Raw genomic sequence first — 13,499 nt, forward strand, 5'->3', positions numbered from 1 at the left:
AAGCAGAAGTGGACTAATTGTGCAGATAATAGTCTAACATTATAAAGGCATATAAATGGAAATAGAAAAGAAATTCAAGATTAAAAAGCTTCCTGACAATCTGGAACAATATGAACAGAAACATATTGAGCAGGGGTATCTTTGCACAAATCCGGTTGTCAGGATAAGAAAAAGTAATGACAGATATATTCTTACTTACAAGTCACTTGTAAGTGGCAGTGAAGATAAGAATACGGATGTAAGGATAAATAATGAAGTTGAAGTTTTCCTGACAAAAGAAGGATATGAACATCTGAGAGAAAAGGTGGACGATAATCTTATCAAAAAGACAAGATATATAATACCCCTGGAAGATGGACATATGGGAGAACTTGATATTTTTGGCGGAGTGCTTGATGGACTTTATTTTATTGAGGTCGAGTTTGAGAGCGAGGAAGATGCCGAAAACTTTGTGCCACCGGTATGGTTTGGCGAAAATGTAAGTGATGATAAACGATACGCAAACAGTTATCTATCAAAATGTAACGACCTAAGCGTATTTTTATAAAAAACGATTAAGAGATGGAGGCTCATTATGTTTAAGATTTTAAAGAAAGAGTATCTTGCCAACAACATCTGGCTTATGGATGTTGAGGCACCAAGAGTAGCAAAATCATGTCAGCCCGGACAGTTTGTTATTGTAAAGACAGATGAGGAAGGAGAGAGAATCCCTCTTACAGTATGTGATTATGATAGAGAAAAGGGAACTGTTACTATAGTATTCCAGACAGTCGGAGCATCTACAACAGAGATGTCACGCTATGAAGTCGGGGAAAGCTTCATGGATTTTGTAGGACCTTTAGGATGTGCGTCTGAACTTATTGGGATGCCTATAGAGGAGTTAAAGAAAGAAAAGCTTTTATTTGTATGCGGTGGTGTTGGTACAGCTCCTGTATATCCACAGGTTAAATGGATGAAAGAGCATGGTATTGATGTTGATGTTATAATCGGAGCACGTACAAAGGATATTATGATACTTGAAAATGAGATGCGTGAAGTTGCAGGAAATCTTTATATTGCAACAGATGACGGTTCTTACGGTTTCAAGGGAAATGCGTGTGACCAGATAAATGAACTTGTAAAGAACTTAAATAAGACATATACAAAGGTTATAGCTATCGGACCTATGATAATGATGAAATTTGTTACTATACTTACAAAAGAACTTAATATTCCTACAATAGTAAGTATGAATCCTATCATGGTCGATGGAACAGGTATGTGTGGTGCCTGTCGTCTTAAAGTAGGTGATGAGATTAAATTTGCCTGTGTAGACGGACCTGAGTTTGACGGTCATCTTGTAGACTTTGACCAGGCTATGCGTCGTCAGAGAATGTATAAAACTGAAGAGGGCAGGGCAATGCTCAAACTCGAAGAGGGAGATACACATCACGGTGGATGTGGAAACTGCCAGTAAAAGAAAAATACAGCAAATGCGGGAATACTCCATGCCGGAGTTGTGTCAGATAATATTTAGAATTAAACATAAGCCCGCAAATATCTGTCAGAGAACATAGAATTGTAGAGAAAGGAAAATATCATGGAAGTTGATGTAATGAAAAGAATTCCTGTTCGTGAGCAGGAGCCAAAAGTTCGTGCAACGAATTTTAAGGAAGTTTGTTTAGGATATGATAAAGAAGAAGCGACAGCGGAAGCAACACGTTGTCTCCAGTGTAAAAATCCACAGTGCGTAAAGGGCTGTCCCGTAAATATAAATATACCGGGATTTATCAGTGAACTCGTGAAAGGAAATGTTGAGGGAGCTTACCATGTGATAAGTGAGTATTCTGCACTTCCTGCCGTATGTGGCCGTGTATGTCCACAGGAGAGCCAGTGTGAGTCAAAGTGCATCCGTGGAATTAAGGGTGATGCCGTATCTATCGGTAAACTTGAGAGATATGTCGCTGATACTGCAAGAGAAGAGGGCATCAAACCTGCAAAGGCTGAGAGCCTAAACGGAAAGAAAGTTGCCGTTATCGGTTCAGGTCCTGCCGGACTTACATGTGCAGGTGACCTTGCAAAACTCGGTTATGATGTAACTATCTTTGAAGCACTTCACAAAGCAGGCGGTGTATTATCTTACGGTATTCCTGAGTTCCGTCTTCCAAAGAGCAAAGTCGTAGACAAGGAAGTTGAAAATGTAAAATCACTCGGAGTTAAGATTGAGACTGATGTTGTCATAGGAAAAGCCGTTACTATAGACGAACTTTTAAATGAAGAGGGATTTGATGCCGTATTCGTAGGTTCAGGAGCAGGACTTCCTAGATTTATGGGAATACCGGGAGAAGATGCAAACGGTGTATTCTCAGCAAATGAGTACCTTACAAGAAGCAATCTTATGAAAGCTTTTGATGAAAATTATGATACACCTATCATTCCAGGAAAGAAAGTTGCCGTAGTCGGTGGTGGAAATGTAGCAATGGATGCCGCAAGAACAGCACTTCGTCTCGGTGCAGATGTACATATCGTATATCGCCGCAGCGAAGCAGAGCTTCCAGCACGAGTTGAGGAAGTACATCATGCAAAAGAGGAGGGAATCCAATTTGACCTTCTCACAAATCCTGTAGAAATCATGGAAGATGAAGAAGGAAATGTTTCAGGAATGAAGTGCATACGTATGGAACTTGGCGAGCCTGACGAGTCAGGAAGAAGAAGACCTGTTGAAATTGAGGGTTCTGAGTTCGTACTTGATGTAGATACTGTTATCATGTCACTTGGAACAAGCCCTAACCCGCTTATCTCATCAACAACAAAAGGTCTTGATATTAACAAGAGAAAATGTATAGTTGCTGAGGAGGAGACAGGAAAGACTTCTAAGGCAGCCGTATATGCCGGTGGAGATGCTGTAACAGGTGCCGCAACAGTTATTCTTGCAATGGGTGCAGGAAAAGCAGCAGCTAAGGGAATTGATGAGTTCTTAAGTAAATAATAAATAATATATAAAATTAAAGAAAAAGCCATTACCTTTGGGTGATGAGATTTCTCTTTGATAAATGTGATAAAAACAGTCGGATTTTGAAAATTTTCAGGGTTCGGCTGTTTTATTTTTGCAATAGCAGTTTTTTCTTGTAAAAACAAGCATAATTTTATGAAAAATAACATCCTTTAGCATAATGAAAAAATTATTTTTTGATATAAAAAATGTTAAAAGTAACGCAAACAATGATATATAGGGACTTAGAGCCACTTTTAGGTCTAAAATTTTGTGAGTGTTTCATAAAAAAAAACTAAAGAATAGTGCAAAGTGCATAAAAAATAAATTTGCTAAAAATAGAAAAATAAATGAATTAAACAAAAATCCATAATATTTTTATCAATAATTGACATTGTTTAAAATATACGGCTTTGCTACCATATAACTAGTAACCCACACAAAATAATCAGTAAAATAATAAAGTGTTCAGTGTGGGTTATACTGGAAAATTTCTTTGTTCTAAGACGGCTGTCTAAGCCTAAAAACAGACTTCTAAATTTTTTGTGCTGATTAAATAACAGCAGATCACCCGTAAATCAAATTTTTATCATCAGATAGATATCCCTAAAATAAAGACAGGAGGAGAAGTATATATATCAGGTTTTAACAATATTATGCAAACAGCAGAGCATACCACAAATATTTGCCTGATTGCAAAAACGGTGAAATCAGAATAAAAAAATCAGGGATTATCTGATTGAAACTTTTAATACAAAAATATTAGAAGTCTGCTTGGGGCAAAGAGTTATTAAGACATGGAGGATAATATTTGTGTCTGAGCACACCCGACACAAATTATACCGATTATTTGATGGAATAGAAATAAATTACTATATAGGATATGAAGAAAAATGTGTGCAGAAATGAGGGATGATATGGAATATTATGAATTTGTAGATGAGATGGCAGAGAAGATAAAAATGTGTTTTGGTAAGGATGTTGCGGTAGAGGTGCATAAGGTCATAAAAAATAATTCGCTTGAATATGACTCACTTACTATCATGGAGACGGGAAAGAGCATAACACCTAATTTTTATCTTCAAAATATGTATCAGAAGTACATTGACGGAACAGGCATTGACAGCCTTGTATCAGAGGTTGTGAGGATATATGAGGACAGCCAGAGACAGAATACATATGAAAATCTGTCTATGGAGTATGAGGATTGTATTGAAAAAATAGTTATGAGACTTATCTCTTTGAACAAAAATAAAAAGCTGCTCGAAGATATGCCGTATATCAGATTTCTCGACATGGCAGTTGTGTTCTATTGTCTTGTTAGTAATGATGAGGATGGAATTGCATCCATACGGATAACAAATGAAGTTGCAAAGGAATGGCAAACAGATACAAGAGAACTTTACACACTGGCATTAAAAAATTCGGAGAGAATATTTGAAGAAAAAATAATGCCTATGAGCGAAGTTATCGGTATGTTTGATGTGCAGTTACAGGAGATGGGATTAAAAAAACCGGCACTTAAGCGTGAGTGTTTATATGAGCCTTATGTGGTAACAAATAACATGGGGATAAACGGTGCATCAGTTATCTTATATCAGGATATATTTAAGCGACTGGCTGAGAAAATAGGAGGTGATTTTTATATCCTGCCGAGCAGCATACATGAAGTGCTTGCAATGTCGGCAAAAGCCGGACTTACAAAAGAGGAACTTAAAAACATGGTAAAAGAAGTAAATGATAATTGTCTGCTGCCGGATGAATATCTGTCGGACAGTGTTTACAGGTACAATAAAACATTTAATTCGCTTGAAATAGTAGCGTAAAACGGGGGGAAGATTATATGGAGAGAAGAAGGAATTTATTAAAAAAAGTTTTGATATATGTGTTGACGGTGGCGGTTGTTTTGTCAAATGGAATGTTTATGAATTTAAAAAAGGCAAAAGCAGAGACATATTATCAATATCTTGTGCATTTTTCAAAGCCGTTTACAATGACAGGAAGTCTAAAAAATACAATAGAAGGAATTATGAAAAGTTCAAGTGTTTTGAAAAAAAGTGAAGATTCGTTATGTGTTGAGTATTTGATAAATGAAAAAAGTGATTATGTGAATATGTATAAAAATATTGTTGCAAATTTAGATGCATCAACGCTTGTAAATCCGGGATTTTATATAAGGGCTATGGTTGGAATGGGAAATAAGCTATCAGATACTCCCCAAAACGCAACTTTGGCAGAGGCAAAAAATCTTATAAGCAATGATGCGCAAAATCATAGATCGTTATATATTTATTGGCAGTGCGGACATGTTTATGATTCATCAAGATGGCAGCTTACATCTGCAGCAACCTGTCAGCACAATAACCAGTACAGATGTACTATCTGTGGTGAGACAAAAAGTGAGGGAAACACTATAAGCCATAATTATTCGTCATGTATATCAGGAGCAACCTGTCAGAATCCGGCGGTATATAAATGTACCATGTGCAACAGCACAATAAATCAGGGAAGTACGATAGGTCATAATTATTCAACTTATGTATCAGGGGCAACCTGTCAGCATCCGGCAATATATAAGTGCACTATGTGCAGCAATACAACTTATTCAGGAGGGTATGCAAATCATACATGGGCACAGAAAAGTGCAGCAACCTGTACGCAGGGACAGGTGTTATACTGTACGACCTGTGGGACACAGACGGCAGGTGCAGGGGCAACAGGACATAATTATTCAAGTGTTTCAGTGACGGCTCCGACGAGTTCTTCAAAAGGATATACAAGACATAGATGCGGATGTGGTGCGTATTATGATGATACATTTACATACAAAGTTGAGTATGATGCAAACGGTGGTTATGGAAATGTGGCGAGCCAGACGATAAATTATGATAAATCAGAAAATTTAAAGCAAAATTCTTTTGGCAGGAGTTATTATCATTTTACCGGATGGAATACAAAGGCAGACGGAAGCGGAAAAGCGTATTCGGCAGGACAGCTCATAAAGAACATAACAACGACTACAGTAAAATTGTATGCCCAGTGGCAGAAAAATAAGTATAGCGTTACCTGTATTGATTATTATGAGGACGGTAAGGTGATAGACAGTGTTAATAATAATAAAACCGTTCAAGTCGATTATGATACAAAAATATCAGGTCAGTATTTTGGGACAGATACAAAAATCGGAGCGTATTATCCCGGAACAAAATATGTGTCATGCGATGGAGAAAAGACGGTATCAGGAAATATAACGGTAAAAAGATTTTTTAAAGATTATAGGGAAAACGGTCTTAATGGAGCAGTGATAAATTCGGGTACACTGGTAAGTATGTCTGAAAAGCCTGAGAGTGTGAAAATTCCGGAAGAAGTAAAGCGGATAGGAGACGGAGCATTTAAAGACCAGGATAAACTTGTTTCGGTTGATATTAAGAACGGAACAGTTAATGAAATAGGAGCAGGGGCATTTGAAAACTGTATAAGTCTCAAGAAGATTGTAGTGCCGTATTCAGTGAGAAAAATCGAAAAAAATGCTTTTATTGGATGTAGTTCATTAGATGAGATAATCATAAAAAATCCTGACTGTGAGATAGACAGGTCGTTTGAAACGATACCACAAAATGCAGTGATAACAGGATTTTCAAATTCATCGGCACAGTCTTATTCAAAAGAAAATCACAGAAATTATAATAAGATAACAACAATAGGTGAGGACTTTTTTGCAGGAGAAAAATATTTAGAGAGATTTAATGTGCCATCGGATGTTGTAATTATAGGAGACAGGGCATTTAAAAACTGCACGGTATTAAAAAAGATTACTCTTGGAAATGTGACAAGAATAGGTGATGAGGCTTTTGCCGGTTGTACTTCTTTAAAGTATGAGAGTGATTATGAGAAGATAACGAAAGATGCACTTGTTATACCTAAGGCAACAGAATTTATAGGAAAAAAAGCATTTGCGGGAGATAAAGAAATAAAAGAAATCGTATTCGAGGGAAAAGAAACAGTTATCAGTGATAAAAGCAGTATAGATGCAGGTACTTTGATAGGATGTTATGCAGGAAGTAAACAATATGATTTTTCAGTAGAAAATAAATATAAAATTATTTTATTTGCAGGTTTTGAGAATGATGGTACAACGGAATTTGCAGATGAATACAGGGACAGTGATGAAATTGCCGCTGTAATAATGGGAGCAGGAATAGAAAAGATAGGCAGATTTGCATTTGCAGGCTGCAAGTCATTGGAGAATGTTTCTATTATGGGAGACCGTACTAAAAAGACAGCGGTTACAATAGACAATTCAGCATTTTATAATTGTACGGAACTAAAAAAAGTAATGTCTGATGAGAATATTAGTGAATTAGGTGACAATGTATTTTTTAACTGTGAGAAACTTAATGAAGTTGCATTTTCGGACAACAATATGCTTGCAAAAATAGGAAACAGAGCATTTTATGGATGTGTTTCTTTAAGTGAGATAAAAATAAATAATCCCAATTGTGTTATCAATGAAAATAATGATACATTTTCTGAAAATACAATTTTAAGAGGATGGAGCAAATCAACAACTAATGATTACAGTAAAAAAAATAATAGGAAATTTGAGTGTATCGGTATCTCATATTGTGTGGAGTTTGATAAAAAAGGAGGAGATAACGGGACAGATGGCATATTTGTTTATAGTGGAATGAAGATGCCTGATATAGAAGTCCCTGAGAAAAAAGGATATACATTTTGTGGATATGCGTCAGGTGACAGTCAGCTTTATAATGATGCCGGAAAATATATATCGGGAGAAGTCCTAAATATATCAGAAGATATGACAGGAAAAAAAGCATTGAGTGCAAAGTGGTGTGCAAATTGCTACAGTGTGTGGTATATGCCAAATGGAACGGACGGAGAACAGACTGAGCAGGCAGGATTGCTTTATGATACTGAATTTAAGATTTTGGATAATATGTATGAGAAAGAAGGATATACATTTGCAGGCTGGAGCACTTTAGCTGACGGAAGTTCAGAAATATACAAAGCAGGTGAAAGCATCAAAAACCTCACGGATAAAGACGGAGAGGTTGTCAGACTCTATGCCCGGTGGCAGGAAAACTCATATAATATCGAGTACAATCTAAATGGCGGAACGGGTGAAGCACCTGAAAATAAGGAAATCATGTATCAATCAGAGTACACGATAGCGGATAACAAAAGTACAAAAGAATATTATGTTTTTGCCGGATGGAATACAAGATACGACGGAAAAGGAACAAGTTATGAGGTTGGACAAAAGGTAAGCAGGCTTACTGCTGTAAAAGGTGATAAGATAATATTATATGCACAGTGGAAACCGGTAGAATACAGCATTTCTTATGATTTTGACGGTGGAGAGACTGAGACAAATGTAAATCCTCTGAAATATGATTGCGAGACAGATGACTTTACCGTGGTTTCGCCAAAGAAACACGGGTGGGATTTCGTAGGCTGGCATGATAGCGATAAGCTGCACGAGGGTGCTTATGTTGTTAAAAAAGGCTCACATGGAGATATAACTTTAAAGGCAGTTTACAGATTGTCGGAATACAGTATAAAATTTGAGACAAACGGCGGAGAATTTAAGGATGAAAAAAGCAGGATAAGTTCGTATAGATTTGGAGATGATGTAAATCTTCCGATGGATGTAGAAAAAAAGAACTATGTCTTTAAAGGCTGGTCGGCGGACAAAGATAAGAATGATACATATGTTGCAAAGATTGAGTCTGATGATACGGGAGATAAATGTTTTTATGCGGTATGGACTCCTGAATCTTATAAAATTAAATATATGCTTGACGGAGGAAAGACAGAAGACGGAAGTCCAATGGCATATCTGTATGGAACAGGAGTAAAACTGCCGGAGAGTGCAAAGAAAGACGGATACAGTTTTGCAGGCTGGTATCAGGATGAAAAATTCAGCGGACAGAGAATTGAAAAGATAGCAGAAAATGAAAGCGGAGATAAAGTTATATATGCAAAATGGATACCAAATGTGACAGATAAAGACAAATCAGATTCAGACTTATCCGGAAATAAACCGTTAGATACAAAAAATCCATCTGAAAGCAGTCTGCCGCATCAAAGTAAAAATCCTGATGACAGTGATGGAACAGATAAAAAAGATAATGTTTCCGAGAGTACAAAACCTGAAGTAACAAAAATGCCATTGCAGACAGATGCTTCGTCAGAGCAGACAAAAACGCCATTGGTGAGAATGACTGCAAGTCCGAATAAACAGCAGGGAGCTGGAAAAAACAGTGCAGGAGAAAGTAGTAATACTGAGGCAAAAACCAACAAAAAAACTGCCAAATATAACAGATATAATAAAAATAAAAAGACTGTTGCATTAAAGAAATTTTGCGATACTAAGGCGAAAAAAGCAATCATTCCTGACAGCATAACAAAAGGCGGTGTGAGATATAAAGTTACCTCTGTGGCAGCAGATGCATTTTCAGGCTGCAAAAAATTAAAAGAAGTAACGATAGGAAAGAATATAAAAACAATCGGAAAAAATTGTTTTAAAAATTGCCACAGTCTGAAAAAGATTAATATTAGGAGTAAAATATTTAGAAAGGCAGGGAAAAATTCATTAAAAGGAACTAATAAAAAGCTTATTGTCAGCTGCAATAAAAAGAAAATGACAAAGTATAAAAAGCTGTTAAAAAATAGGGGGAATAATAAATATAAAATGAAAGAAAAATAATAAAAACGCACCCGGAGGGAGTCGAACCCTCGACACACAGCTCCGGAGGCTGTCGCTCTATCCACTGAGCTACGGGTGCACATACAATTAAGTATTTTAGCATATCACATGGTTGTTGTAAAGTATATTCAGCGTACAAAAATAATTTAGCTGGAATGCCTAGCTTTACAATGACCTTGTGTTGTGTTAAAATTATCTTTTATGGGATAGAAATTGCGAGAGAAGGAAAGTGATTTCAATGTTTAAATATAAAAAAATTGTTATTTTTTTAGTGGTTTCAGTTCTTTTATTGGGAAGTGCTATATTATATACTGTACTTTCGGGAATGGATTCAGAAAATACAGTATATAATACTCAGCAGAAGACAAATTACCAGAAAGAAAAAGAAGTAGATGAGAACAGTGATTACGATATAGTCTCAACAGATAATGTAAATGAACAGATAGACGGAATTGTATCAGGTTATCTTAATGCAAAGCTTGACGATAACATATCGGGCATGAAAAAATATGTAAATGATATAACAGTAATAGATGAAAAAAAGATACAGGCACAGAACCAGAGTATAGAGTCATACAATAATATAAAGTGTACTGTCAAAAAATGCTATTCTGCCGATGCATACAGAGTGTATGCATATTGTGATATAAAGGCATTTGGTGTTGAGAGTATGCTGCCGTCATTGTCGGCATATTATATAAAGAGAGCAGCAGATGGAGAATATGAGATATATTTTGGGAAAATAAACAGCAACGAGCAGAAAGAGATTTCAAAGTTGGATAAGAGTGACGAGATAACCGCTTTAAAAGATTCCGTGCAAAAGCGGATGAATGATCTGATAAGTACGGATGAAGAAGTGAGGACACTTTTTAATGAATTAAAGAGTGATGAATAAAAAATATTAGTGTTCCATACCGAGAGTACATTGTATGGGCATGGAGGATTATCATGAGTGAAAACGGTATAAGGATAAATAAATATTTAAGTGAAGCAGGTGTTTGTTCAAGGCGTGAAGCTGACAGGTTAGTAGACGCCGGAAGGGTATGTATTGACGGTGTTACGGCGGTATCAGGTGCAAAAGTATGTGACGGACAGACGGTTACGCTTGATGGAAGAAATATAAAAAAAGAGGAAGAAGAAATTTATCTTGCTTTTTACAAACCAAAGGGAATCGTTTGCACAACGGCAACGGAGGAAAACGGTGAGAAAATAAAAAATGTTGTAGAATATATAAACTATGACAAAAGGATATATCCGGTCGGAAGACTTGACCAGGCATCAGAGGGACTTTTGCTTATGACAAATCAGGGTGATGTTATGGAGAAAATCCTACGCAGCAGATATGGACATGAAAAAGAATATTTTGTAAAGGTAGACCATAAAGTAACAGATGAGTTTTTAAAGAAAATGGGAGAGGGAGTTCCTATTCTTGATACTGTTACAAAACCGTGTAAAGTATGGAAAGAAGATGATTTTAGTTTTCATATCATACTCACACAGGGATTAAACAGACAGATAAGACGAATGTGTGAATATTTCGGGTACAGAGTAGTGCATCTTAGGAGAGACAGAATAATGAACATAACTCTTGACGGACTCAAAAAAGGAAGATACCGTAAACTGACATTGCGTGAGGTATCAGAATTAAAAAAGATGCTTTAAAGCTGCTGGCGGTATCATAAGAGGAACAGTCCTTTCAGATATGCTGCGACAGCAGCCGGTGTTATAAACAGGCATCAAAGCGGATTGCAAATATCCGATTGATTTTTATGTATAAATTTTTTCATATGCAGATAATGACACATGAATATATTTTATATGGTATGTATGGAGGAAACAATGGCAGAAACAGGTAGAATGAAAGAACTTATTGATATATTGAATAAAGCGGCATCTGTTTATTATCAGGGAAAAGACGAGATAATGAGCAACTTTGAATATGACAGGATGTATGATGAGCTCTCGGCACTTGAAAAAGAAAGTGGACTTGTGCTGGCAGGAAGTCCGACACAGAAAGTCGGCTATGAGGTATTAAGTGAACTGCCTAAGCAGACACATCCGTCACCGATGCTTTCTCTTGACAAGACAAAACAGGTTGATGAGCTTTCAAGCTGGCTGGGTGGCAAAGAGGGACTTTTATCATGGAAGATGGATGGACTTACAGTTGTGCTGACATATGAAAATGGAGAGCTTTTAAATGCAGTTACCAGAGGAAACGGAGTCGTAGGCGAAGTCATAACAAATAATGCAAAAGTGTTTAAAAATCTGCCTGTCAATATACCGTTTAAAGGTCGTATGGTGCTTCGAGGTGAAGCCATAATAACATACTCTGAGTTTAAGAAGATAAATGCCTTATTATCAGAGGAGGAGCAGTATAAAAATCCAAGAAATCTGTGCAGCGGTTCAGTAAGACAGTTAAACAATGAGATAACGGCAAAAAGAAATGTAGAACTTTATGCGTTTACACTTGTTGAAGCTGAGGGAGTCGACTTTAAAAATTCCCAGCAAAATAAAATGGAATTTATGAAAGAACAGGGATTTCAGACAGTTGAGTATAAGGTTGTCACGGCAAAAAACATATATGAGACAGTAGAATGGTTTTCAGAAAAAGTCAAGACAAATGACTTTCCGTCGGATGGACTTGTACTTTTGTATGATGATATAAGTTATGGTGAGTCGCTCGGTTCAACAGCAAAATTTCCGAGAAATGCCATTGCATTTAAGTGGGCAGATGAAACTGCCAAGACAAAACTAACGGAAGTTGAATGGAGTGCATCAAGAACCGGACTTATAAATCCGGTTGCAATTTTTGAGCCGGTTGAACTTGAGGGAACGACCGTGAGCAGGGCAAGTGTCCACAATATAAGCATTGTAAAGGAGTTGAAGCTTGGAATAGGCGATACTATCGAGGTATATAAGGCAAACATGATAATTCCTCAGATAGCACAGAACCTCACAAAGAGCGGTTCTCTTGAAATACCGGACAAATGTCCGGTGTGTGGAGAAAAAACATCCATCCATAAAGAAAATGATGTTGAAGTGTTATTTTGTGAAAATCCGGATTGTCTTGCAAAAAAAATCAAATCAATATCACTTTTTGTGAGCCGTGATGCAATGAACATTGATGGAATGTCAGAAGCAACCATAGAAAAATTCATATCAAAAGGATTTTTACATGAACTTGCTGACCTTTTCAAACTTAACAGATATAAGGATGAAATAATATCAATGGACGGGTTTGGCGAAAAGTCATATGAAAAGCTTGTAAAAGCCGCTGAGACAGCGAAAATAACAACAACGGCAAAATTTATATACAGTCTTGGCATTGCGAATATAGGATTGTCAAATGCGAAGATGGTATGTAAGGCATTTTCAAATGATCTTGAGAAAATAAGACACGCTTCAATAGATGAACTGGTAGAGATAGACGGTGTCGGGGAGATAATAGCAGAGTCATTTGTAAAATTTTTTGCAAACGAAAATAATAACCATATGGTAGATGACCTGCTCGATATTGTCACGCTTGAAGATGAAGAAAATGATAATGCAAACGACATGGAGGGTATGAACTTTGTAATAACAGGCTCAGTAAATCATTTCTCAAACAGAAGTGAGGTAAAAGAGCTTATTGAGGGCAGAGGAGGCAAAGTGACGGGAAGCGTCACATCAAAGACAAAATACCTTATAAATAATGACAGCACAAGTAACTCATCAAAAAATAAAAAAGCAAAAGAGCTTGGAGTGCAGATAATAACAGAAGATGAATTTATCGATATGTTTTCGATAAAATTGTGATGA

8 protein-coding genes and 1 tRNA gene are annotated in these 13,499 nt (G+C 36.6%); 8 read left to right on the plus strand and 1 reads right to left on the minus strand.

Features of this window, described 5'->3' with window-relative positions:
• Positions 1–55: 55 nt before the first annotated feature.
• The 5 genes from DWZ63_RS01635 (at position 56) to DWZ63_RS01655 (ending at position 9,701) form a co-directional block, all read left to right on the plus strand.
• On the plus strand, positions 56–547 hold the full coding sequence (locus DWZ63_RS01635; RefSeq protein ID WP_022014604.1) for a CYTH domain-containing protein: 492 nt from the start codon (positions 56–58) through the stop codon (positions 545–547).
• Between the two features lie 27 nt (positions 548–574).
• Positions 575–1,456: a sulfide/dihydroorotate dehydrogenase-like FAD/NAD-binding protein gene (locus DWZ63_RS01640; RefSeq protein WP_055943341.1), complete on the plus strand. Its 882-nt coding sequence runs from the start codon at positions 575–577 to the stop codon at positions 1,454–1,456.
• Between the two features lie 123 nt (positions 1,457–1,579).
• A complete protein-coding gene (gene gltA, locus DWZ63_RS01645) occupies positions 1,580–2,968 on the plus strand; it encodes an NADPH-dependent glutamate synthase (RefSeq protein WP_118498423.1) in 1,389 nt (462 codons plus the stop codon).
• 920 nt (positions 2,969–3,888) lie between these two features.
• A complete protein-coding gene (locus DWZ63_RS01650) occupies positions 3,889–4,797 on the plus strand; it encodes a DUF5688 family protein (RefSeq protein WP_118498425.1) in 909 nt (302 codons plus the stop codon).
• A 17-nt stretch (positions 4,798–4,814) separates the two neighbouring features.
• Positions 4,815–9,701: a leucine-rich repeat protein gene (locus DWZ63_RS01655; protein ID WP_118498427.1), complete on the plus strand. Its 4,887-nt coding sequence runs from the start codon at positions 4,815–4,817 to the stop codon at positions 9,699–9,701.
• A 6-nt stretch (positions 9,702–9,707) separates the two neighbouring features.
• On the opposite strand, the gene DWZ63_RS01660 is transcribed toward DWZ63_RS01655, so the two are convergent.
• Positions 9,708–9,780 (minus strand) — tRNA-Arg (locus DWZ63_RS01660).
• Between the two features lie 159 nt (positions 9,781–9,939).
• Here DWZ63_RS01660 and DWZ63_RS01665 point away from each other — a divergent pair.
• The 3 genes from DWZ63_RS01665 (at position 9,940) to ligA (ending at position 13,496) form a co-directional block, all read left to right on the plus strand.
• Positions 9,940–10,596, plus strand: a complete 657-nt coding sequence (locus DWZ63_RS01665; protein ID WP_118498428.1) for a hypothetical protein — start codon at positions 9,940–9,942, stop codon at positions 10,594–10,596.
• 53 nt (positions 10,597–10,649) lie between these two features.
• Complete coding sequence (locus DWZ63_RS01670; protein WP_022014610.1) at positions 10,650–11,363, plus strand: pseudouridine synthase; 714 nt, start codon at positions 10,650–10,652, stop codon at positions 11,361–11,363.
• A 177-nt stretch (positions 11,364–11,540) separates the two neighbouring features.
• Complete coding sequence (gene ligA / locus DWZ63_RS01675) at positions 11,541–13,496, plus strand: NAD-dependent DNA ligase LigA (RefSeq protein ID WP_330674103.1); 1,956 nt, start codon at positions 11,541–11,543, stop codon at positions 13,494–13,496.
• Positions 13,497–13,499 lie beyond the last annotated feature (3 nt).

This window comes from Clostridium sp. AF34-13 (assembly GCF_003477845.1).
Lineage (GTDB): Bacteria > Bacillota > Clostridia > Lachnospirales > Lachnospiraceae > Butyribacter > Butyribacter intestini.

Bases quoted from the DNA above. Each gene is read 5' to 3' on its own strand.
- ligA (WP_330674103.1), top strand. From the start codon at position 11,541: ATGGCAGAAACAGGTAGAATGAAAGAACTTATTGATATATTGAATAAA.
- DWZ63_RS01650 (WP_118498425.1), top strand. From the start codon at position 3,889: ATGGAATATTATGAATTTGTAGATGAGATGGCAGAGAAGATAAAAATG.
- DWZ63_RS01640 (WP_055943341.1), top strand. From the start codon at position 575: ATGTTTAAGATTTTAAAGAAAGAGTATCTTGCCAACAACATCTGGCTT.
- DWZ63_RS01665 (WP_118498428.1), top strand. From the start codon at position 9,940: ATGTTTAAATATAAAAAAATTGTTATTTTTTTAGTGGTTTCAGTTCTT.
- DWZ63_RS01635 (WP_022014604.1), top strand. From the start codon at position 56: ATGGAAATAGAAAAGAAATTCAAGATTAAAAAGCTTCCTGACAATCTG.
- DWZ63_RS01655 (WP_118498427.1), top strand. From the start codon at position 4,815: ATGGAGAGAAGAAGGAATTTATTAAAAAAAGTTTTGATATATGTGTTG.
- DWZ63_RS01670 (WP_022014610.1), top strand. From the start codon at position 10,650: ATGAGTGAAAACGGTATAAGGATAAATAAATATTTAAGTGAAGCAGGT.
- gltA (WP_118498423.1), top strand. From the start codon at position 1,580: ATGGAAGTTGATGTAATGAAAAGAATTCCTGTTCGTGAGCAGGAGCCA.